We start from the raw sequence: 22,240 nt of genomic DNA on the forward strand, positions 1-22,240 counted from the left end.
GAATTCCGTTTTAAGTTAGCACATAGGTCGATGAACGATAGATTTCCTTTTCAGCCCATCTGGTAGGATGGTTTTTTCTTAAAGAATCGATTCCCTACTTCACCACACCGCCTGCACTCGTATATCGCGCATTAAACTCCTGCACAAATTGATTCGTGATGTCTGAATCATGAATAATTAAGAGATTTTCATCATTGAAATCATTTCCGTTTGTACTCCAATTCGTCGAACCTACGATGACCGTTGGATCGCTCGAAGTATCGGCATCAATAATCATCGTTTTGCTATGAAGCTTGCGGGATTCGGCATCTTGATAGACTGGTGCAGCGTTGGCCCAGCGGGTATTTGGATTGTTCGTGCTACCTGTTGCCGTTCGCCCCGTCATCTCGATACTTGCTGACCACCATTGATTCCAAAAGGAGCTATCATAGACGCCCTTCACATCAAATCCTGTTAGAGTTCCTTGCTGATCAACGTATGAACCTTCCCACTTGTTCTTCAGTTCATCAACGAGCGCTTGATCGCTCCAGGCAAAAATCGTGAAGTACGTACTAAGGTCTGCTTCTGTTTTCACAAGCTCTGCCATACGTCCAACAGCATCATCTCCAGGTGAGAAGAACACTTCCACCGTTTTCCCACCGATCGTCACTTGATGAGCGGTATTATCGATTTTACGAGAGCTAAAGTCAGCCTGCTCAACATCTGGATTTAGCGTGTTACTTCCCCACATCTCGTTAAATTCCGTTTCATAGATTCCTGCTAGTTCAGAAGAATTCACTTCTACAACGTGCTGCTGATTGCCATCTAATACCCCGTTTGCCATGTTTTCATCTGATCCATAAAGACCAGTTACGGTAAAATTCCAGCTTCCTGTAAATACCCATTTATCATCAATGAGTGCAAATTTATTGTGCATCTGGTTATCAGGGGAGTAATAGGTACCATCTGTCTGCTGTTCACCCTCTACAAAAACATACCCTGTCATCTCTGTATTCCCGACCATAATTGTTCTTTCAGGGAAATCGTTTGGTGATGAAGGTAAATTGTGATCCGCTCGCTTCGTCTGATCTTCTACTGCTAGCATAGGAGAGTCAGAGAAAACGGTTATGTCATCTGCTGTTCCAACCACTCCATCATTACCCCGCACCATTTCTTCCACATAAAGTCTCATTAACTCAAAGCGTTCAATATAATGAGGATCCGTTGCATCTTTCGCATCTGCAATGACTCGAACCTCGACGCCTTCCGCTGCTTTTGCGAGAAGCGCGTCTACTACTTTTGGTAAGTTAATTTCATAAGTTGCAAAATCAATGCTTGTCGTTGCCTCATTGATTCGATTCAACAGACGCTCTTCCAGATTCACATTATAGTTTGCTTCATTTCCTGTTGACGCATATTGATCAAGAGCACACTTATTAAAATAGATGTTGATCGCATCTGGTTGATTGGAAACCTGATTAAGGTGCTCAGTGGTATCTGAGCAAGAGTTATCCTGAGACCCAGCACCTGAGTTCAATGTGCCAGGTGTTCCAAGTCCTTCCGCATATGTATTTGTAGCGGTTGTCCAGTTCGACGCGTCGGTGCCACTAGTGGCGGGATCGAGACGTGACATCGTTGCTTTGGCAGTATTATCCCCAGCATGCCAGGCATCTACTTCATCTACCAATGCGCCACTGGCATCTCGTAATTCAAGTACTTCTCCTGAATTGCTAAGCGCCCCACTATAGAGTTGATTCGCGGTTACTTCCGAAAGAGTGCCATCGTCAGTTCTTTCAAGTACAAAGTATTCATCAGCCTGAATGGATCCAGTTAAGGTAATGGATGGTGTTCCATCAGCAGCCGTTAATGTCCAGCCATCAAGAGAGATTGAATTTCCTGTGTTGTTATAAAGCTCGATCCACTCATCATTGTAATCGACCGTTGTTCCCATCCACGCCAGTTCGTTTACAACGACATCCCCAGTCGTGGCCGCAGCCGCTTCCTCTGTCGGTAACCCCATCGGAGTAAAGATCGTTAGTGCCATACTAACGGATGCAAGTATTGATATTAATTTCTTCATGTTAATCCCCTCTCGTGTCATCTTTCTCTTTTATGTTACATATTTCGACTATTTTTTTATATGATTTTAATGATAATCGTTTGTTAATTATGTTAATTTGGAATTTACAATGATCGATCGTGACAATTGTCTTACTTTTGATTTTCCTTTTTTACAATTCGTTTGCCTTACTCTCCCAACGATTCACTTGATTTAGCATGATCGATATTAAAATAATTCATCGTTTGAACAGGTAAGAATAGAGGTGAAAAATAGGCTTTTCGAACGATTACTATGAAAATGGTACTAAGAAATGAATAGAAATAGCTAGAAAATAGCTAAAAAATAGCAAAAAGCCCACTTCCTCAGTGAGAAAGTGGGCGATTCATATGTTTAGTTAAAGATCCTTCTCCGAAAAATAATTTACCTGAGGTTGCTGCGTCTGACCTCCAACCTCTCTTCCTTTTTCTTTCACGGCATCTTTTGCTCGTCGAACCGCATGACCATACTTACGCTCCCAGCTCTTTGTCGCAGCGGCAAATGCGATTAGCGTCACGACCGCGAGCGCTCCTGTCGCTGGTAAGAACGATGGCGAAATCATTCCATCTGCATACGCAACGCCAATTGGCGAGAAGAGAAGATACGTTTCGCAAATGCTTGCGATGAGTAGAATACCTGCAGGGACGCTATACTTCCACGGCGTCATGTTCACTTTAGACGCTTTCGGGAAAATATAGGCTTTCTCTTGTGGCTTCCAATAAGCAATACCAAACATAATGGCGACTTCTGCTACGAATAGAATGCCGTAAATATGGATGAAATGGATGTTAACCGGAATGCCAAAGAGCTGTTCCGTTCCCCATACCATCATGTAGTAAGCCACCACATGGAAAATGATCGCAACTTTCGCGGCTAGTGCTGGTACCTTTTTCGATAGAATGCCGATGAGAACAACGGCCACGATCGGGATGTTGAAAAAGCCAGTGAACTTACGAATTAAATCCCATAGTCCGTTCGGTGCATACATGAGCATTGGTGATACGAAAAATGTCACAACGGCGATGATCGAACCAAACCATTTACTTGCGGTGATGAGCTGTTCATCTGTGGCATCTTTTTTCATTGCCGGTTTGTAAATATCAAGTGCAAACATCGTCGAAGCACTATTTAATAGCGAGTTATATGAGCTTAACACGGCTCCAAGCAAGACAGCGAGGAAAAAGCCGGATAAGTAGGATGGAAGCACGTTCATCACAAGCGTTGGATACGCTAGATCCACGGACTTCAGCTCCCCACTGTAAAGGTGAAAGGCGATCACTCCAGGGACCATCATAAAAATCGGGATCAGCAGTTTAAAGAATCCTGAGAAAATAACCCCTTTTTGCCCTTCTTTTAAACTTTGTGCTCCTAGCGTGCGCTGGATGACGTACTGGTTCGTCGCCCAGTAGAACATATTCGCAATAATGAGTCCTGTAAAAATCGTACCGAATGGAACAGAATCTTCCGGACCACCAATCGCATTAAGCTTTTCTGGATTTGTGGTTGTGATGGTTTTGACACCATCTAGAAAAGCGCCATTTCCAAGTGCGATCAGTCCAAGGATCGGAACAAGCGCACCTACAATGAGTAATCCAATCCCGTTAATCGTATCGGAAACGGCAACCGCTTTTAAACCACCGAAGATGGCATAAACAGCGCCGATAATGCCGATGCCCCAAATAACGACCCAGATTGACTGAGTATAGGTAATGTTTAGAATATCCGGTACATCAAACAGCTTAAGCACGGCAAGTGCACCAGAATAAAGCATAGATGGAATCGTTACCAGAACGTACCCAACCATAAACAAAACGACGGTATAGCGTCTTACACCTTCATCAAATCGTTTACTAAGAAATTCAGGAAGTGTCGTGATCGACATGTTCAAATATTTTGGCAACAGGTAAAGTCCCATCAATACGACCGCTACCCCTGCCGTTACTTCCCATGCCATGTTTGATAAGTTTGTTCGAAACGCCTGGCCGTTCAAGCCGACCAGCTGCTCAGCCGAAAGGTTTGTTAACAAAAGTGAGCCGGCAATAAACCCACCGCTTAATCCCCTTCCTGCAAGAAAATACCCATCGGAACCGCTCGTGGTTCCTTTCGTTTTCCGATAAGCTATGTATCCAACAAGCACCATGAATGCTATACAAGATAGCAATGTAAACCAAAGTGATTGCATCTTGACTCCTCCTCCACCTAATGAAAAATAATTTCTCGATTTATCGTAGTAGGAGGAATAACCTTTTTTCATAAGTGATAAACACATTTTTGAAATGGAGCCTAAAAAAAGGCGAAAGTTAGTAGAAAAGACACGTAGATTGGAAGGAATTCTCCCAGGGTTTTAAAACGCAAACAAGGAACTGCCAATTAACGGAGTCCCTTGTCTTAATCGGATTATTTTTTTACCAGCTGATCTACCTTTTCTGTCATCCAGTGAAAAGCCCGAGCTGCGATCAGCTGTTCAAAATCATCCTCAACCTCTTGCATGCAGTTCTTAAAAATCTCTACGAAATCACTCCAGTAAAATACGGTTAACCCCTGAACATTTGAAAACCGATTCTCAAACGGCTGACCTTTCTCTGTCAGTTCTCTACTATATCTTTCTACCGCTGAAACACCTTTCGACGAAATCGCATCATCCAAGATAAGAAGCGAAAAATAAAAATCTTTTCCTTTTGCATAATAGGAGCCGACGTCAAGATTTCGTAGAATCTGGTTTCTCTCCTGATCATGCGTCGTTCCAGTGGAAATGTCGGATTTGAACTTTGCTTCGATGAACCAGACGAAAGCGTCACTCTCCATCATGACATCCACTTCCGTTGCACCTTCTGCCTTTTGGTTCCCTCGTAGAGATGGTCGAATCGATTCCCAGAGCTTGATCGTTAAATTGTGAGGGATCTGGTTAGGGAGAACTTGTTTTTTGAGATTGAATGTTGTCTGATTAATTCCTTTAGAAATCAGTTCAGTATACCAGTGGTTTGGATTGATTTGTTGAAGCGATTGAAACACATTCCACGTGAGGGCGTCTTCACTATTTTCACTTCTCAGATGCTTGGTTTTCATACTTCTCATGGAGGATAAAATTGGATTGTATTTATCAAGCAGCAAATTATCTCGGAAGTTATCGTATTCGAAGACGCCAGTTTTTGAGAGACTACCATTTTTCGTAATCACTTGATTGCGAGAATTGAAATCTTCATATGAAAAATACTGGCGACCTGGGGTATTCGGTGTCACTTTTGGTCGGTGAGGTAATGGTGTTTCTAGTTCAAGAATCCAAAACATGTAGGCTTGTCCTGGTTTTTCAAAACCGAATCCTTTTTTACGATCTTGGATGTAGGTAAGAATTCTCTCTTGAGTTTGTAAGTCAAAACGTGTGAGATCTGCCGATGTAGGATTGTAGGGAGGCATAAGTACCAGGCGATCACGAACGGTGTAGATCGTTTCAACAAACCCACCTCTTTCACGAAAAGCGACATACGGTGTTTCTTTGTAAAGATAATGACTGGGAAACGCATGGATCTTGTGCTCATAAATGATCTTACTTGTGCCACTTGCCGGGAGAGTTAACACATTTTGATTCATCCCATCACCACTTCCATTTAATGTATGATGCTAGATTTATTGTACTATATCCTAGGATGAAGAGGTAAATAGATGTCCTTATTTTTTAGGTTTTTCATTCACCACTCGTTTCATATTCCTTCTAAAAATGAACAGCAAGATACCACCTATGATGATCCAGATAAAATAGAGAGTAGGTAATCCTAAATCATAGACAAAGGCATAGCCCGCAACAAGAAGCACGCTTACTAAATAAAAACATCCTAGAAACAAATATATGCTTCGAACAACTGTATATCGCATCATGACACCTCGCAATTTATTTGGCTTATTGAAACCGAACCCAGTTCACTTCTCTCCACTCTTCATTAAAGGCAAAATTCATCTGATGAGGCTCATCGCCGTAAGGGCTTTTCACGGTTACTTCTAACAGAGGTTCGCTGTGATGGATTGTTATTTCAGGTGTTTCAGTTACTAACTTAAAGTATGTCTCTTTGCTTACTTTCTCCTTTTTCACATCTTTTTCAAGTCCGAGCTCATTTCCGGTGTGATTTGGAGCGGTTAGAGCGGTGCCTGTCACCACCCGGTTTATGTCGAACATCGTCAAATATGTTCGCTTCTTTCTCTTTGACCCTTCCCATCACTGTTTGTGCTCTCCTTTTAACTCCACTATAATGGAGGGCAGGGCAGGCGACGTAACAGACTAGAAAGGAGAACGAAATGTTTACCACCTACCGCTCAAAGAGAACGACGTGGAGAACTGGTTTCTTCATCTTTATTAGCGTACTAACGACATTCGCTATGTTTCTGATCGACCCAGTGTCTTCCCGCTCCGGCGAATCAGCAGCATTATCTATCATGATTTTCATTCTTATCGGTTGTTTACTATCCATTTTATTTGCATTTGTTGTCTACCGAACAAGTGATGAGAAAAAAGGATGGGCCACGATTGGACTACTCTTCACACTATTCAACGTTTCTGTAATCGCTTACTTCATATGGATCGGAATTAGCCTCGTTTGATGTGTATCACTCCAATACCGTACCATTTTAAGAATAAAAAAAACAGGCCTTGATTCCTCCTCCAACCAGGAATCAAGGCCATTTTTTATGGAAAGGAAGCCCCTTAACGACAAGCCTATCGATATAACGCCATAAACCGTTCCATATAATACGTAAACGTCTGATTATAATATCCAGAAAAGTAGAAATCACTTCCATGGTTTCCAAATGGCATATAAATTACCGCAGCTTTGTTATTATCATGTTCCGCATACGTTTCCTTAAAAGAAGCCGCCGTTTCATACCCAACATACGTATCATGTGTACCGTGGAAAAGAAGCGCTGGTGGACTTTCTTCACTCACAAGCTGTTCCGGCCAGAGCAGGTCTTCTGAACCTGGAATACCTCCTAGCGCGGGCCCTTTATTCGCTGGGTAATATGGAATTAATCCCTTTATCTTAAGTTCATCGGAGAACCAATCTGAATCCTTTCCTTCCGTCATCGCAAGAGCGCTCGCTGTTGCCAGATGACCGCCCGCCGATCCTCCTGAGATGAAGGTCGTTGAAAGATCCAAACCATATTCCTCTGCGTGCTCCGCTAAATACTGCGTAAAAAGACCAATATGACGAACTTGATCATCAATTGAAAATGGGCCCCTCACCTTATCAGGAACATTGCTACTTAATCCATAAGAACTTAGCGTTGTGAGCCCATATTGAATATCAAATACCGCATAACCCTGGTTCGCAAAATACGTATTTTGCTGCATGACGTTCGCATCACCTTTATCTCCATTGGCCCATGATCCACCATGAATGCGAATTAAGACGGGCAGCTTCCCCTCCTTTTCTTTTGGAAAAAAGGAATCAAAGCGAAGCTCGATGCCATCGTCAACTCCTTCAGTTCCTTCATAAAACAGCATATCCTTTTCCCCTTCAACATCAGCTGGTGGAATGCCAAGAAAATAAGCGGGAAGAGAAAATGGTGTTTGTTGAAATTCAGACGAATGGAAGGCCGATGAATCCCACTGACTAAACGCCTCTTCTACTTGTTCTTCTGCCTGATTGATGATAATCGGGACAGAGAAAAGCGGTAAGAAATGAATGAAAGCAATCGAAAACCCACCGATCATCAAGATCCTCCGCAACGTTGGGTGTGGTCTTATCCAAGCCTTGCTTCCCTGTAAAACGAGTACAGTACTTGCTAAGAAAACGAATGCGTAAAACAAAGCGAGCTGGTTTACGTAAGGCCCATAGCCCCCGTTTTCATAACGGAAGAGAATCATGGAACTTGTAAAAAGTCCGACGAGTAAAACAACGACATTTCCCCATAGCAACAGCTCTGAAAACCATCTGGGTATGCCGTTCACTCTCCCTTTTCGCTCCTTGTCCATTCTCCATGCAAAAATAAGCGTACCTATATGAACGAGAAGGAACAAACAAGGGATCACGATAGGCAAGCTGCTAGTTTCACCCGGATACTGATTTGATAGCTGAAAATTTAATAGACCTATTAAAATCAAAGTAAAAGGAAGAAGCAACAGATGCAGTGTACTGGTAATGCTAAGTTTGCGTTGCTTGAGCACTCCTAAGATGCTCATCACAATCATCACGAGAAACATAACCCCAAACACATTCCAAATCGGACTGGTATTTCGAAATGAGAGATAAAACAAACTAATGAGCAGATTGATCCCTGTAAGAAGTTGAATGGCTTTCCAATAGAAAGTTTGTAAGATAACTTTCTTAGATAATGGCGACTTCGTTTCGCGATCCAGATTTGATTCAAGTTCTGAAGACATGGAAAACCTCCTTCTATGGTGCCTGTCACCACCCGGTTTAAGGCGAATACTGTCGATATTTGCAAAGTGGCAAGATATAGCAATGATACCCTATGTACGAACACGACAACCAGTCAAACACTCCATCAATCCTATTTTTGTTATAATGACCATAATTAAACAGAAACGCCACTAACGATTAATCTATAAAAAAGGACTGAAACTCTATGCCCTCACAGTATTTTATCGGCATCACTCCACCACCAGACTATGTAAAAAAGGTCGAGAAATTCCAACATTATTGGCTAGATCCTCTGATCGTCGAACCGCATATTACGTTAAAAGCACAGGGCGGTTTAACACCTGATCGGGGCTGGGTTGAAAAAGTAAAGACGGTTTGTAAAAGCACGCAGCCGTTCACGATTTCATTAGCCAAACCGAACTACTTCGGTGATAACATTCTCTACTTAAGCGTTCTATCTGATGAGCTGTATCCCTTGCACGAAGCGATTGTTAAAGCGATCTCCCCTTCCGAACAACTCATCCACCAATATTTTGAACTAGATGATTTCGTTGCTCACCTAACGCTCGGAAAAGAACAGCATGGTTTAACGAAAGAGGAGCTAAGCGATATGGCGCATGCCGCTGAGAAAGAGCTAACACCGTATCCTACTTTCCTAGTAAAATCTGTGCAAGTTTACGAGCTACGCCCTAACAGCAACCGTTACGAGCCACTTCTTGAAATCCCTCTAGGCTGAATGTCCGCAACATAGCTCTAGCCACCCCCTTCCTGTACTAGTTGAACAGGAAGGGGGTTTTTCCGTGCACATTCTCACCCTCCCTCGAATCAAAATAAAAAATACTTCTTCTCATCCCCACATAAAATGAACAAATCGCTGTATTGAAAGGGGTGACACACATGCTCGAAAAGTTTGTGGATCGACTCCCCATCATTCCGACCATTCAACCACTCAAAATGACAAATGGCATCCCTTTCTACGAAGTTACAATGAAAGAAACCATGCAAAAGCTTCATCGAGATTTGCCACCATCTCGGATCTGGGGATATAACGGAATGTTTCCTGGCCCAACATTTCACGTCGTTCGAAATCAGCCCATTCAAGTCCTTTGGAAAAACGAGCTTCCCACCAGACACTTTCTTCCGATCGATCACACCGTGCATGGAGCTGGCAGAGATGTGCCAGACGTTCGAACCGTTGTGCACCTTCACGGAGGCTCTACCCCGGATACAAGTGATGGCTACCCAGAAGCCTGGTTTACACGTTCCTTTCAACAACTCGGACCGTTTTTTACCCATCCTGTTTATGAATACCCGAATCAGCAAGCCGCGACAAATCTCTGGTATCACGATCATGCAATGGGCATTACCCGCTTAAACATCTATGCTGGTCTTATTGGGATGTATATCATTCATGATGAAGAAGAACGCTCACTCGGCTTGCCGGACGGCCCGTTCGACCTTCCGCTCATTATTCAAGATCGCACCTTCCATCAAAACGGATCTTTGTATTATCCGACTGAACCCACCCCGCCTGTTCCAGATGTTTCACCCTCAGTTGTTCCAGAGTTTTTTGGAAAAGTGAATCTCGTCAATGGAAAGGTATGGCCATATTTAGAAGTAGAACCACGCCAATATCGTTTTCGCATTCTAAATGGTGCGAACGCTCGATTCTATGAACTCTCTCTTTCCAACGGCCTCCCCTTCACTCAAATCGGTACAGATCAAGGCCTATTACCACGTCCGGTGCCTGTCACCCGCGTTTTGATCGCGCCTGCCGAACGTGTGGATGTCATCGTGGACTTTGGTCAGTCCAGCGGGGAGCTGGTCACGTTAAGGAACGATGCCCCTACATCCTACCCACAGGGAAAGAAACCGAATCTGAAATCAACTGGAGTGATTATGCAATTTCAGGTCACAAAACAACTGACTCAACAAGATAGCGTCCTCCCTACAAAACTGGCTCGTTTTAAAACCATGAACGAGCACCATGCTAACAACCAAAGAGACCTCTTACTCGATATGAGAGAGGATTCCTATAAGCGACCTATTCACTTACTCGACAATCAACTATGGTCTGATCCAATTACAGAAAATCCACGCTTAAGTGACACTGAAATCTGGAGCTTTGTGAATGTAACGAAAGCCACTCATCCCATTCACCTCCATCTTATTCGCTTTCAAATCCTTGACCGTCAGCCTTTTAATCGCGACTTATATGACCAAAAAGGCATCCTATTGCCTACAGGACCTCGCAGGAGACCTGAAGAAAATGAACGAGGGTGGAAAGATACCGTTCGCGCAAACCCAAACGAAATCACACGAATTATCATGAAGTTTTCTCCCTATTCCGGCTTGTTTGTCTGGCACTGCCATATATTAGAGCATGAAGACTATGAAATGATGAGGCCTTATGTTGTCGTAAAAAGGTAAAAAACCACAAATTTCTTAGGTTCATTCGCAGGTGCCTGTCACCCGCGAATGAACTTAGATTTCATAAGACGAATTAGGGCTTGTTTACATATTGAAGACTCGTGGAAAACTGATACACAGAGACGAAATAAGTGTATGTTAACTCCAAATTAGAAAGGAACCGCTCATGACAATCTTATCAAGAGAATTCTATCAAAAACCTACTCTAGAACTAGCAAAAGCACTCCTTGGATGTGAGTTGGTAAAAGAAACAGAGGAAGGACTTGCATCGGGGTATATTGTTGAAACAGAAGCGTACCTGGGAGCAACCGATCAAGCAGCCCACAGCTTCAACAACAAACGGACAAAGCGCACGGAAGTGATGTTTGGTCCTCCTGGAAATGCCTATACCTATGTTATGCATACCCATTGCTTATTCAATGTTGTGAGTGCTGAAACCGGCGTTCCAGAAGCTGTTCTTGTTCGAGCGGTTGAGCCTCTTAAAGGACTCCATTTAATGGAGCAGCGAAGGCCAGGTCGCAAGCAAAAGGAATGGACAGATGGACCTGGCAAGCTAACAAAAGCAATTGGAATTGACCCAGGGGATTATGGACATGCTTTAATGCGAGCACCACTTTATATTCGCAGTGGTTATCAGCCTGACCACATCTCTGAAGGGAAACGCATTGGCATTGATAACTCAGGTGAAGCGAAAGATTATCCCTGGAGATTCTGGATAACTGGAAATCCGTATGTATCAAGGTAGCAGCCTATCTGCTTCGCTCAAGCCGTTTTCTTTTATTTGCAATTCGCAAAGGTCTATACTAGTACTATAGCAACAGGATATGATCTTTTACCAACTAATCAGGAGGTTTTATGCATGAGTAAAGTCGCGATTATTACAGGTGCAGGAAGTGGATTAGGACAAGCAGCGGCGGTTCGCTTAGCTGATGAAGGAGTGAATATCGTTGCAGTCGACATTAACGAAGAAGGCGGTAATGAAACGGTCGACCTTGTGAAAAAAGCAGGCGTTGATGCGCTTTTCATAAAAGCTGATGTATCCAAAGCAGATGAAGTAAAGAATTACGTTGATAAAACAGTTGAAGCCTTTGGATCAATTGATTATTTCTTTAATAACGCCGGCATCTCCGGTAGTGGTGAATATTACTTAAATACGAAAGTGGAAGAAATCGAGAAGATCGTCGATATTAACTTGATGGGTGCCTTATACGGTGTTCGTTACGTAGCTGATGTTATGATCAAGAACGGTGGAGGTTCAATCGTGAATACTGCTTCAAGTGCCGGTGTCATTGGCCAGGATTCAGTTGTCACCTACTCCGCTACAAAACATGGAATTATTGGATTAACAAAAAGTATTGTAGCTGAATATGCGAAGGACGGATTACGCGCTAACGCAATTGCTCCGGGTCCAACAGAAACCCCGATGGTGAAAGATTTCTACGATGCCAATCCAAAAATGAAAGAAAATGCAGAAGCAGGCATACCTCAGAAACGTCTCGGTACACCTGAAGAAGTAGCTGAGCTTGTCACCTTCCTGTTAACTTCAAAAGCGCAGTACATTAATGGCGAAGTGATCCGCATTGATGGCGGATTTACAAATACGAAGTAAGCGCCCTAAACTTCTTTTATAAATCAAAACGTAAAAACGGCCCACAAAACTTTGTGGGCCGTTTTTACGTGTATTTCTCTGAAACGAAAACATTCAAGTAAATTCACTATGACATAGGTCTAATATACGATCAAAAGAAAAGAGCTATACCACCTGCTGTCATCAAGATAAGTCCCACCAAAAGATGAAGACTAACAGAACTTAACTGAAGTGTTGCCATTTCATACAAACATTCCAAATAGCCTTTAACTCGATTATTCCCTTTACGATCTTTCCAAACCTCTCTTACTCCCCAAAAGAGAAATGGTATCCCCATGCCCGTTAGTACGATAAACCAAAGGATGGAAAGGTTCACTTCCTCCGTACTCCTTCTAATTGATCACGCACCCTCTCACAAAGAAGGGCAATCTCCTTTTCTGTCGCAAACGGCGCCTCTGGCCAGTCATAGACCGCCATTGGTCCCCAATAATCTTCTGGTGTACCAGGATAGCGCGGAATCAGATGCATGTGAAGATGTGGAACGGAATCACCGGATACCTGCGCATAAATATGTTCAGCGTGCTCACTTTCACGAAGCGCCTTGCTCACTCGAGCGGTAATGATCCCAAAAGCACTCGCTTCTTCTTCCGTCATATCCGCGAGGGATGGCACATGCCTTTTCAGATCAATCATTACATGCCCGGGATAGGTCGGTTTCCCTCCTCGATAAATATGGCCTACGTACACATACTCATCTTCATAGATCGTTCCCCCGGCCAACTCAAGTAAGTCTGCATGTTTCCGGCAAACAAAACACTCCTTTTCCATGTCACTTTCCCCTTATAGATTTAATCAATGTAAGAGCTTTTGTAAAACGTTTCATTAAAAAATGCTTCATCATTACCTCTCACCAATCATTTGTTATTTCCATTAAAAGAGAACTTACCTCATGATAACAATTAAGCTCCCTCTTATTCGTCACTCTCAATCATATAAGATTATTTCATTAAATAAAGCCTTACTGTATCAGTTGCTGATCAAAGAAATTTAAAATCTTTTTATACACATTGATTTCATTTTCTTTCTTCGAAAAGCCATGTCCTTCATCTTCTAGGACCATATATTCGACTTGTGCTCCTTCTTTCTTTAATGCTTCAACGATCTGATCGGACTCAGCTTTAACGACCCTCGGATCATTGGCACCCTGAATAACAAGCATCGGTTTATTCATCCCTTTTAAATAGGTGATCGGGGAATCTTCCGTTAATTTATCTTTATGTTCAACTGGGTCTCCTACGAATTTTGTTACAGACGGTTTCCAATGATCCGGGACACTATCAATGAATGAAAAGAGATTTCCTGGACCAAAAATGTCAACGACAGCTTTATATAGCTCAGAATGACGACCGTGGAGTAACAAAGCCATATAGCCGCCATAACTACCACCGATTAAAAGCACCTTATCTGAATCAACATAGTCATTTGCGACCAACCACTCGATTCCCTTTACATTATCAAGGCGCGGCCCAAAGCCCCAATCTTGCTCGACCATTTTCATAAATTCCAGGCCATAACCAGTCGATCCTCTGAAATTTGGAGCAAAGATGGAATAGCCGCGATGTAACAAGAATTGATAGAGCGACCAGTACATCTTCCGTTCCGCCGATTGTGGCCCGCCATGCGGCCAATGGATCACATGGCCATTTGATTCACGTGCCCGATAGAACAATCCTTCAATTTCAAGCCCGTCATATGAGGGATACCGAATCACTTCTGGCTCAACCAATCGATCTTCAGAAATTCCCGGTACCACGTTATTCGTAAGTTTTTCCCATTCATCTCCGTCCTGAGTTTGGAAATAGATATTTGCGGGACTAGTTGAGCGATCGCCAAGGACATATAGATTTCCTTTTTCCGAAATCGCCAACTTATCAATAAGGTTCACTGGGATTTTTTTAAGGTTGTACTCTTCCCTACTTAAGTCATACACAAAAAGACGATCTTCCACTCCGCTTGTACTTACGAGATACAAACGGTTATTTTCTTTGTCTGCCTTCAAGGATGTAAGATTCTCTTTTTCGAGTTCCAATACTTTGGAGAAATGTTTTGTATGTATATTGAACTTCGCAAGATAGGAATCATTCGATTCAAAGTTCGTTGTAAAATAAACGTTATCATCTCCGAGAAAAATAGCTTCATAGACCATGAATTCTTTCTCACTTGGTGGGGTTAAAGAGAAATCCTCTCCATTACTCCGTATAAAGACTGGTGTATGGGTGTTCGAGTAATGCTTTGTGTAAATAAAATTCTCTTCATCTTCACTGACGGCGATCATCTCAATAGGGCCTTCGCTTCCCTCTATCAATGTCGTCACCTCTTCCGTTTCAAGGTTATAGCAATAACCATTAAGGTAAGTAGGATTCCCCTTCGAAGATGTGTAATACAGGCGTTTCCCATCTTCCGAAAGACTGCTAAAATAATGCTTTTCTCCCTCTTCTTCACAGATTGGAAGCAACGTGCCACCGCGGGGCTGCAGAGCATATAACTGGATATTTTCATCTCCATCCCGGTCGAATCCTACAATAAGAAATTCGCCTTTCTGATCATAATGAAGGAAATGACTTCTCTGATTTCGAAACGTCATGGGATACGGGTACATGTTCGGTAAGTCCATTCCCCATAAATTAAAACGACCATTAATGTTCGTAGTGATGACAAGCTGTTTTTCATCAGGGCTGATGACAAAGTCAGTGATATCGAGAGTTTGAAAGAATTGCTCCACATCTGGTTTTTGAAAATTCAACAGTTCCATCCTCCTAAAAAAATACTATTCCCTTACTTCTTCGATAAAAGGTAATATTCTCCTTTTCAAAGCGATATCAATGTCGGTTCAAAAAGAAACAAGCGCAATTCCTTTATCAAGAATTGCGCTCAGCAGCATTAGCTGTTCCATTTTCTTTTTAAATCCATCAATTTCATTAGCTCTTTATCGATCGATTCATATTCCTCCGTACCTGCTGACAAGTAACTGATTTTGCCTAGGAGCTCTGTCATTTTGGTTTCAAGGACGGCTAGTTCTTGCCTTACATTTTCGTTTCCTGTCACCTTCTTCTTTTTTTGTTCTTCATACTCCTTAATCCCTACTTCCACCCGCTTCATTTGCCCCTTTTCGATCACTAATAATTTCGTACACAGTTTTTCAATGAAGTATCTGTCGTGTGAAACGATCAACAGCGTACCTGTATACGTATTTAGCGTCCTTTCTAGCTCTTCCCTGCTCGGCAGATCGAGATGGTTAGTCGGTTCATCCAGGATTAAGAAGTCATATTCCATTAGAATCATATGGATCAGCTTTATTCGCGTACGCTCTCCAAGGCTCAATTGAGAAATGGGTTTCCCTAGGATTCCTTGCTGAATGCCCATATTGGAAAGAAGTGTTCTCGCTTTTGTTTCCTGTTGTCGATTCGTTAAGTCTAGGTATTCTAATGGTGTTTTATTGCCTGGTAAGTCCGTTACATCCTGCGTAAGATACGCCACTTTAGTCGATTCACTTATCCAAAGCGACCCGTTCGTAAGCTTTTCCTGCTCAAGGAGAATTTTAATAAAGGTTGTTTTTCCCGTACCATTTGATCCAATCAGTCCAATTCGGTCACCATGCTTGATGTAAAAATGACTTTTATCAAAGAGCAAGTGATCCCCAAATTGCTTCTTGATCCCCTTTGCTTCAAGAATTCTCTTGCCACGTTTCGCTCCTGATTCAAAGTGAAAAGAGACCGTTTTCTCTTCTTTAGGCTTTTCTACCCCATCTTTCTTAAGCTCTAGATTTAAGCGTTTCAGCTTCGATTTTATCTGGTTATCCTTTTTCTTAGCCTTCGCTCTTTCGAACTCCCGCAATCCCATTTGACGATTTTCCGAATTGGATCCTCCTTTTCCAGCTTCACGATGCCCCTTAGCCGACCAGTCTTTCAAGGTGTTGATTTGCTGTTCAATCATCTCGACCTTACGCTGTTGCTTTTCATAATCACGCTTACTTTGCTCGTATCTTTTCTGTTTTTCATTTCGATAGAACGAATAATTCCCTTCATAGATTGATAATTTTCCAGATTCCAATTCAAATATTTTTGTCACGGTTTCATCTAAAAAATACCGGTCATGTGAAATGATGATGGCAGCACCCGAATAATTTCTCACCTCTTCACTTAGCCACTTAACCCCATGCATATCCAGGTGATTTGTTGGTTCATCTAAGATCAAAAACTCTGGAGAACTTGCCCAGATCTTCGCTAAAGACAATTTCAGTTTTTCGCCACCACTTAAATGTTGTAGATTCTCCTGCTCCCATCTCTCTTTCTGAAACCCTAGTTTTTTACTTTGTTCCAATAACCTTTCCCCGAAAAGTTCAGCATCAACAGCCAGGTAATTATCTGTTGATTGAGGCAAGTAGCCAATATTCACACGGGGAACAGTGACAGAACCATTATCTGGTTCAATCCTTTTCATCAGAATATTGACGAGAGTTGATTTTCCAGCCCCATTCCAGCCAACTAAACCAATCTTTTCACCATTTCGTATCTCAAAGCTAACGTCACTTAAAATTTTCCGTTCGCCAAAACTTTTCTGCAGTTCTTTCACTTGTATCACTCGAGCCATGCATGTCACCTCTTACTAAATTTTATTGAGAGGCTTATCGAACACAAATAAACCTCTCCAAGAATCCTGAAGAGGTTTTAGCTAATCCCATATCAAATAGCATGCAAACGCTTAAACAAATAATGAAATAGACGCAAAACGCGTCTCCTTTTATTTGAAAAAGGTACATGATGAATGATCCCTATTTGGACAGACTAATCCTATTTTCCAGGTTCTCATTTTTATGAAAATATGAGTTTGATCCCGTTTAAATAAGATTAATTCCACATCCGCTAAGTACCATTCCTTTCCACCTTTTTCTTACATATTTAGTATATTCATCGAGGTTACCGATGTCAATAAGGATCATTGCGCCGTACAAATTAGTATGATCGAATGAATTCCTTAAATAGACCTCAGTGTTGCTGCATGATTTTTCAACGTTTTTAGGAAACGTTGCGCTGCTGGAGTGAGAGAAGATTCGCTTTCCAAACTAACGAGGGCAACCCATCTAGATAGTTCTGGCATGTCCACAGGCATAAGTCTCGTTAGTGTCCCATTCGTTATTAGATCTTGAACGAGTAATTCGGTCAAAAGAGCTACACCACTTCCTGAACGAACAAAGTCAAGAGCTGTAGGTGGAGGAAGTTCAAGACGATCCATGCCAAATGTCATATAAGATTTTTGCCAATGTTTACTCTCATCGCTCCAATCAGTCAGAATATAAGGACCGCTATGTGCAAAAACCTCCTCTATTGTATAGGTTCCATCTTTTAATCCACTTAATTTATGGTGCTTATGAGTCACTAGTATAAGTGGTTCCTTCATCAAATGAAGCGTTTTTAAATCACTATTAAAAAAGGGATGAGTAATCAGTCCCATTTTAATAAACCCATCATAGAGCATCTCAATAATTTGTTGATTATGACCTGTATGGATGACCAAATCAATTTCGGGATAATTCTCATGCATATCAACTATTGTTGAAGTAAATAGCCCTGATGTAAATGTAGGTAATGTTCCTATTTTTACTTCTCCTCGTTTTCCTTCTTTAATGGATTGAGCTCTTTCTAGCCCCTTTCCTAACACTTCTAATGCTTGACTTGCATATGGTAGAAACCCCTGCCCCAGGTCTGTCAGTTCCATATGTTTTCCGACGCGATGAAACAAGGATCCTCCAACACTCTTTTCCAGCTCTTTTATTCGTAAACTGATGGTTGGTTGCGATACGTTTAAATATCTCGAAGCTTTGCTAAAAGAACCTAAACGAACGACCAATTCAAAAGCTTTTAGCTGATTAATTTCCAATGCCATATCACTTCCATAAAAATAATTAATAGTAACTATAACTTATATTAGATTGTTTAATCGATTTATTCTACTTATACTTTTAACGTATAAAAGAAAGGCGGTGCCCAATGAATTTTTTAAAACGGATGGCAAGCACGATTGAACAACAGTACCAACATCCCAAAGGATTGTTAGGATGGTACATTGGTGAAAAAATGATACGACAACACAAGCCAGAAACGATTTGGTCCATTACATTATTAAATCTCCAAAAAGATGAAGACATCTTGGAGATTGGATGTGGTGCAGGGTATGCGATGAAACGTTTAGTAAACGAACCTTCCGTTCACAAAGTAATCGGTTTGGATCTTTCTAAGACGCTCCTTCACTCTGCATCGACCCGAAACAAACTAGCAATAAGAAATAAAAGAGCTCAAGTTATCCATGGAAACGTTCATCAATTACCTTTTAAAGATAAACAGTTTTCTAAAGTATTTAGTGTCCATTCTGTTTACTTCTGGGAAAACTTATCTCAAGCACTGTCAGAAATATCTAGAGTCCTTAAACCAAATGGAGCTGTTTCACTAACGCTTAGCGACGGAAAAAATGGAGAGTCGTGGGATAATGTGAAGAACATGATTGAGAATGAGCTCATTCCACTTATGAAACAGATGGAATTTACAAATATAAAAATGTTGAAGGGGCCAGATTCTAGAGGTTACCATACAGTAGCCATCACTGGAGAGCTCTTAATTAAAATGGATGTGATAGAATGATTTTACAATGAAAAGGAGGGGTTGGATTTATGAAGCCTAGAGTATCTGTCATCACGATTGGCGTAAATGACCTAAACGAAGCGTTACACTTTTATCGAGATGGACTAGGGTTTTCAACTGAAGGAATCGTTGGTGAAGAGTTCGACCACGGCGCTGTCGCTTTCTTTGATTTGCAACCAGGTCTAAAACTTGCGATCTGGCATCGGAAAGATATAGCACATGAAGCCAAGATAAACGTTCATCATCCAAGTCCTACTGAGTTTACTCTCGGTCACAACGTCAATAGTAAGACAGAAGTGGATCGTGTAATGGACAAAGCTAAACGGGCAGGTGCCATCATTACTGATCCTGCTCACGATACATTTTGGGGAGGGTATTCTGGTCATTTTCAAGATCCAGATGGTCACTTGTGGGAGATTGTATGGAACCCAGATTGGGATGAAGTAGAATGAGTGTCGATGAAGTATAAATTGATGAACTTTGAAATAATGGAGAGAGATTAATTTTGTCGCAATCGTTAAAAGAAAAGACTTTTCCTTTTCATTTGTATACGTACGCCATAACCAAACGGTTTTAATATTTGGTACTATTTAGATAAAAATTCCTCATAAAAAAAGAGCCTACCATTGGCAAGCTCAGAGGTTGTTAACGCACTCATATTCCATTTTCATAAACTCAAATGTACTCCCATTTGTATCCTGCATAAACGTGTTCACCTCTTTGAATCCTAACTTTCTGTATACGTTTATTGCTCTTTGATTAAAGGTCGCAACGGATAATGTTATTTTACTAGGGTTATATTTCTTTTTAATAAAAGCTAAACCCGCATTACTAAATTCCAATCCCTTCCCTTTATTCGTAAGGTCAGGGCGCATCCCTAAGCCAATATCATAAGTGAGGTCGTTCACTTTCGTAACACTGAAGAAACCAATTAAGTCACTATTCTCCATCACTGCAAATTTAGAGTCCCCACGTAGTTCAGGATCGACGAATTCTTGTAAATCTTCTTCATCCGCTTCCATATCATAAAAAGAATATTCCCCTTCATAGTGCCAATTGTAGGAAATGTCCTCTGCTTGCTCTTGAGTCATTACTTCAAATTTATAAGTCATACCTATCCCCTTCGTTATATCCTACTTCAAAAGATTTCTTCAATTCTTAGTTAATTTAAAATAATCCATTGTGGAAGTTTCTTTAAACCCGCACGATTGGTATAGATTTAAAGCCTTCTTATTCTTCACTGCCACTTGGAGCAAGATTTGTTGAGCTTGATTTTCTCTTAATTCCTTTACTGCGTTCATGAGGATCTCTCTGCCATAACCTTGTCCTCGATATTCAGGAAGTACTCCCAATCCATAAATACCACCTACACCATTCTGTACTTCAATATGAACTTTACCTATAACCAATTGGTTCCATTCAGCTAGAAAAACATCCATCCCGTCCATTGATGCTTCCTCGGGTAACTCTTCCTCTGAATTCATATGAAAATAGATCGTATTTTGTCTTGCAATTTCTTTTGCATCTTGATTTAGAGCCTTTCTGAAATGGAGGTTTGTCATAGCGGTAGCTTCCCTTGCTTCACCTACTAAATGCATCTCATGTTCTGAGTTCTCATAGTGAGCTCCCGTACTCTTAATAAATTCAATCCCGGTTGTAGAATTTCGATCACTTAACAAAAGCATCTGTTTCGATTCTCTTTTATTCCACTCATCTTGAACGAATGAAAACAACCGTTTAAAGACTCCCATTCTCCTGAAATCAGGATGCACCATCCCATTTACTTCTAATGCTTCTGAACCAAATTGACAGATGCCCATATAACCGATCAGTGCGTGATCATCATAAAACATAAACTCGTTGATTCTATTTTTAACATTTTCGTTATGAGATTGATTTAATTTGTGATCAAGTTCTAGTTTTAACGTGACATCTTCTTTTTCAAGGCAGCATTCTTTTAATCTAAGAATTTCGTTGTAGTCTTCTTGATTTAAGGAAGGTTTTAGTTTGATAGATGGATGAATGATTGTTTTCATTCTCTTTCGTTTCTCCTCTTTCTTTTAATTTTTCTTTTCAAATTACTTGAGAATTGCTCATGATATTCCAATTATAAAAAGATCAACGCCGACAGAGATACGTAAAATATAGGGAATGGGTTTGACCCAGTGTATCGCCTTTCCCAAAATACTAAAAATAGATCAAAAAGCACCATTTTCATTAGGAGAATTGTGAGGTATTGGTTGAGCTACATCCCATACTTCAACAATCTGATTACCTTGAAAACGAAAAATATGGACAACCGACATTCCTAGGTCTTCTGGATTTTGTTTGATGTGTGAGTGAATGACAACACGATCTTCCTCTTCAATCGCACGTTTAACCTCCAATGTTTTGTCAGGATTCTTTAATGCATTCTCTTCCATTGCTATCATCAGTGAATCTGAATCCCCAGGAAAGAAAGGATTATGATGGCAAAAACCAGGACCTATGTAACTACGAAAAGCTTCCCTCACTTTACCTGAAGAAACAAGTTGTAGAAAAGAGACTGCTTTTTCTTTATTGGAGTGTGTATCCTGATTTTGTTGTCTTGGACTCATTTCGAAACATCCTTTCATTTTGATTCCACACTGTCTAATCTCACATTTGATATCTGCTACCTCATCTAACTTCAATATGTTATTATCCCAGAACTAAGAAAAAAACATCATTAGTTGATCATCATTTTCACCAGTTTGCAAACATGTCATCTATCTTATAAAGGTTCTCACCTAACCAGTTCATTTCATTTTGAAACTGAACTTCCTGGTATCTAGCCTTATTAATAGTTGGACGTATCCACCAGGGGCACATCGACATCCGCTTATCTAAATTTCAATGTAAAATTAAAAACTGATTTCAGAGGACAATTTAACGTTTTTCCGTCGTTTATCGTCAAGTCTAGCTTGGATGACTCTTATTCCAACTTATTTTTTGATAATGGCATTACAAACTTACATTATGCCAGTTTGTAACCGTTTACGAATTAACTTTAAAATTCAATCATTATTACTTTTTTATTAACTAACTAGCAATGACCAGT

At 41.1% G+C, this 22,240-nt stretch carries 20 protein-coding genes; 7 read left to right on the top strand and 13 right to left on the bottom strand.

Translation table 11 applies throughout. The annotated features are described in order from the left end of the window. Window positions 1-94 precede the first annotated feature (94 nt). The 4 genes from LC090_RS15745 to LC090_RS15760 all read right to left on the bottom strand — a co-directional run bounded on the left by LC090_RS15745 (window position 95) and on the right by LC090_RS15760 (window position 6,251). Window positions 95-2,059, bottom strand: coding sequence for a phospholipase D-like domain-containing protein (locus LC090_RS15745; protein WP_226658975.1), 1,965 nt, complete (start codon window positions 2,057-2,059; stop codon window positions 95-97). 376 nt (window positions 2,060-2,435) lie between these two features. After that, a complete protein-coding gene (locus LC090_RS15750; RefSeq protein ID WP_226658976.1) occupies window positions 2,436-4,259 on the bottom strand; it encodes a solute:sodium symporter family transporter in 1,824 nt (607 codons plus the stop codon). Between the two features lie 215 nt (window positions 4,260-4,474). Further along, window positions 4,475-5,665 carry a hypothetical protein gene (locus LC090_RS15755; protein ID WP_226658977.1) on the bottom strand — a complete coding sequence of 397 codons (1,191 nt, stop codon included), beginning with the start codon at window positions 5,663-5,665 and terminating at the stop codon, window positions 4,475-4,477. Between the two features lie 307 nt (window positions 5,666-5,972). Next, complete coding sequence (locus LC090_RS15760; RefSeq protein WP_226658978.1) at window positions 5,973-6,251, bottom strand: hypothetical protein; 279 nt, start codon at window positions 6,249-6,251, stop codon at window positions 5,973-5,975. Window positions 6,252-6,364: 113 nt separating this feature from the next. Here LC090_RS15760 and LC090_RS15765 point away from each other — a divergent pair, with 113 nt between their 5' ends. Then, entirely contained in the window at window positions 6,365-6,667 is a 303-nt protein-coding gene (locus LC090_RS15765) for a hypothetical protein (RefSeq protein ID WP_226658979.1), read from the top strand. Between the two features lie 115 nt (window positions 6,668-6,782). Here the strand turns inward: LC090_RS15765 and LC090_RS15770 are convergent, their stop codons facing one another. Further along, window positions 6,783-8,447, bottom strand: a complete 1,665-nt coding sequence (locus LC090_RS15770; protein ID WP_226658980.1) for an alpha/beta hydrolase — start codon at window positions 8,445-8,447, stop codon at window positions 6,783-6,785. A 206-nt stretch (window positions 8,448-8,653) separates the two neighbouring features. Here LC090_RS15770 and LC090_RS15775 point away from each other — a divergent pair, with 206 nt between their 5' ends. From LC090_RS15775 to LC090_RS15790, 4 genes are all read left to right on the top strand, one after another. After that, a complete protein-coding gene (locus tag LC090_RS15775; protein ID WP_226658981.1) occupies window positions 8,654-9,184 on the top strand; it encodes a 2'-5' RNA ligase family protein in 531 nt (176 codons plus the stop codon). 161 nt (window positions 9,185-9,345) lie between these two features. Next, window positions 9,346-10,878, top strand: a complete 1,533-nt coding sequence (locus tag LC090_RS15780) for a multicopper oxidase family protein (protein ID WP_226658982.1) — start codon at window positions 9,346-9,348, stop codon at window positions 10,876-10,878. 166 nt (window positions 10,879-11,044) lie between these two features. Beyond that, entirely contained in the window at window positions 11,045-11,623 is a 579-nt protein-coding gene (locus LC090_RS15785) for a DNA-3-methyladenine glycosylase (RefSeq protein ID WP_226658983.1), read from the top strand. A gap of 114 nt (window positions 11,624-11,737) precedes the next feature. After that, window positions 11,738-12,487: an SDR family NAD(P)-dependent oxidoreductase gene (locus LC090_RS15790; protein WP_226658984.1), complete on the top strand. Its 750-nt coding sequence runs from the start codon at window positions 11,738-11,740 to the stop codon at window positions 12,485-12,487. A gap of 130 nt (window positions 12,488-12,617) precedes the next feature. Here the strand turns inward: LC090_RS15790 and LC090_RS15795 are convergent, their stop codons facing one another. The 5 genes from LC090_RS15795 to LC090_RS15815 all read right to left on the bottom strand — a co-directional run bounded on the left by LC090_RS15795 (window position 12,618) and on the right by LC090_RS15815 (window position 18,409). Next, window positions 12,618-12,842 (bottom strand): hypothetical protein, encoded by a 225-nt coding sequence (locus LC090_RS15795; protein WP_226658985.1) that lies wholly within the window; start codon window positions 12,840-12,842, stop codon window positions 12,618-12,620. Continuing rightward, the gene (locus tag LC090_RS15800) at window positions 12,839-13,294 is read right to left on the bottom strand and encodes an HIT family protein (protein ID WP_226658986.1); all 456 of its coding nucleotides are present in this window, start codon (window positions 13,292-13,294) and stop codon (window positions 12,839-12,841) included. Before LC090_RS15800 ends, LC090_RS15795 begins: the two co-directional genes overlap by 4 nt. A 190-nt stretch (window positions 13,295-13,484) precedes the next feature. Beyond that, complete coding sequence (locus tag LC090_RS15805) at window positions 13,485-15,278, bottom strand: S9 family peptidase (RefSeq protein ID WP_226658987.1); 1,794 nt, start codon at window positions 15,276-15,278, stop codon at window positions 13,485-13,487. A gap of 128 nt (window positions 15,279-15,406) precedes the next feature. Continuing rightward, window positions 15,407-17,116, bottom strand: a complete 1,710-nt coding sequence (abc-f, locus tag LC090_RS15810) for a ribosomal protection-like ABC-F family protein (protein ID WP_226658988.1) — start codon at window positions 17,114-17,116, stop codon at window positions 15,407-15,409. A 384-nt stretch (window positions 17,117-17,500) separates the two neighbouring features. Next, window positions 17,501-18,409 (bottom strand): LysR family transcriptional regulator, encoded by a 909-nt coding sequence (locus LC090_RS15815; RefSeq protein ID WP_226658989.1) that lies wholly within the window; start codon window positions 18,407-18,409, stop codon window positions 17,501-17,503. A 104-nt stretch (window positions 18,410-18,513) separates the two neighbouring features. On the opposite strand from LC090_RS15815, the gene LC090_RS15820 reads away from it, so the two are divergent. Both LC090_RS15820 and LC090_RS15825 read left to right on the top strand, forming a co-directional pair. Beyond that, the gene (locus LC090_RS15820; protein WP_226658990.1) at window positions 18,514-19,161 is read left to right on the top strand and encodes a class I SAM-dependent methyltransferase; all 648 of its coding nucleotides are present in this window, start codon (window positions 18,514-18,516) and stop codon (window positions 19,159-19,161) included. Window positions 19,162-19,190: 29 nt separating this feature from the next. Next, window positions 19,191-19,613 (top strand): VOC family protein, encoded by a 423-nt coding sequence (locus tag LC090_RS15825; RefSeq protein WP_226658991.1) that lies wholly within the window; start codon window positions 19,191-19,193, stop codon window positions 19,611-19,613. 183 nt (window positions 19,614-19,796) lie between these two features. Here LC090_RS15825 and LC090_RS15830 read toward each other — a convergent pair whose 3' ends face one another. The 3 genes from LC090_RS15830 to LC090_RS15840 form a co-directional block, all read right to left on the bottom strand. Continuing rightward, window positions 19,797-20,273: a GNAT family N-acetyltransferase gene (locus LC090_RS15830; RefSeq protein WP_226658992.1), complete on the bottom strand. Its 477-nt coding sequence runs from the start codon at window positions 20,271-20,273 to the stop codon at window positions 19,797-19,799. A gap of 39 nt (window positions 20,274-20,312) precedes the next feature. Beyond that, window positions 20,313-21,197 carry a GNAT family N-acetyltransferase gene (locus LC090_RS15835; protein WP_226658993.1) on the bottom strand — a complete coding sequence of 295 codons (885 nt, stop codon included), beginning with the start codon at window positions 21,195-21,197 and terminating at the stop codon, window positions 20,313-20,315. 162 nt (window positions 21,198-21,359) lie between these two features. After that, window positions 21,360-21,758, bottom strand: coding sequence for a nuclear transport factor 2 family protein (locus LC090_RS15840; RefSeq protein WP_226658994.1), 399 nt, complete (start codon window positions 21,756-21,758; stop codon window positions 21,360-21,362). Between the last annotated feature and the right edge of the window lie 482 nt (window positions 21,759-22,240).

The organism is Guptibacillus hwajinpoensis, from assembly GCF_020524165.1.
GTDB classification, from domain to species: Bacteria; Bacillota; Bacilli; order Bacillales; family Guptibacillaceae; genus Guptibacillus; species Guptibacillus hwajinpoensis_D.

Coding starts and splice junctions, on each gene's coding strand:
- LC090_RS15745 (WP_226658975.1), bottom strand. CDS start 2,059: ATGAAGAAATTAATATCAATACTTGCATCCGTTAGTATGGCACTAACG.
- LC090_RS15750 (WP_226658976.1), bottom strand. CDS start 4,259: ATGCAATCACTTTGGTTTACATTGCTATCTTGTATAGCATTCATGGTG.
- LC090_RS15755 (WP_226658977.1), bottom strand. CDS start 5,665: ATGAATCAAAATGTGTTAACTCTCCCGGCAAGTGGCACAAGTAAGATC.
- LC090_RS15765 (WP_226658979.1), top strand. CDS start 6,365: ATGTTTACCACCTACCGCTCAAAGAGAACGACGTGGAGAACTGGTTTC.
- LC090_RS15770 (WP_226658980.1), bottom strand. CDS start 8,447: ATGTCTTCAGAACTTGAATCAAATCTGGATCGCGAAACGAAGTCGCCA.
- LC090_RS15775 (WP_226658981.1), top strand. CDS start 8,654: ATGCCCTCACAGTATTTTATCGGCATCACTCCACCACCAGACTATGTA.
- LC090_RS15780 (WP_226658982.1), top strand. CDS start 9,346: ATGCTCGAAAAGTTTGTGGATCGACTCCCCATCATTCCGACCATTCAA.
- LC090_RS15785 (WP_226658983.1), top strand. CDS start 11,045: ATGACAATCTTATCAAGAGAATTCTATCAAAAACCTACTCTAGAACTA.
- LC090_RS15790 (WP_226658984.1), top strand. CDS start 11,738: ATGAGTAAAGTCGCGATTATTACAGGTGCAGGAAGTGGATTAGGACAA.
- LC090_RS15800 (WP_226658986.1), bottom strand. CDS start 13,294: ATGGAAAAGGAGTGTTTTGTTTGCCGGAAACATGCAGACTTACTTGAG.
- LC090_RS15805 (WP_226658987.1), bottom strand. CDS start 15,278: ATGGAACTGTTGAATTTTCAAAAACCAGATGTGGAGCAATTCTTTCAA.
- abc-f (WP_226658988.1), bottom strand. CDS start 17,116: ATGGCTCGAGTGATACAAGTGAAAGAACTGCAGAAAAGTTTTGGCGAA.
- LC090_RS15815 (WP_226658989.1), bottom strand. CDS start 18,409: ATGGCATTGGAAATTAATCAGCTAAAAGCTTTTGAATTGGTCGTTCGT.
- LC090_RS15820 (WP_226658990.1), top strand. CDS start 18,514: ATGAATTTTTTAAAACGGATGGCAAGCACGATTGAACAACAGTACCAA.
- LC090_RS15825 (WP_226658991.1), top strand. CDS start 19,191: ATGAAGCCTAGAGTATCTGTCATCACGATTGGCGTAAATGACCTAAAC.
- LC090_RS15830 (WP_226658992.1), bottom strand. CDS start 20,273: ATGACTTATAAATTTGAAGTAATGACTCAAGAGCAAGCAGAGGACATT.
- LC090_RS15835 (WP_226658993.1), bottom strand. CDS start 21,197: ATGAAAACAATCATTCATCCATCTATCAAACTAAAACCTTCCTTAAAT.
- LC090_RS15840 (WP_226658994.1), bottom strand. CDS start 21,758: ATGAGTCCAAGACAACAAAATCAGGATACACACTCCAATAAAGAAAAA.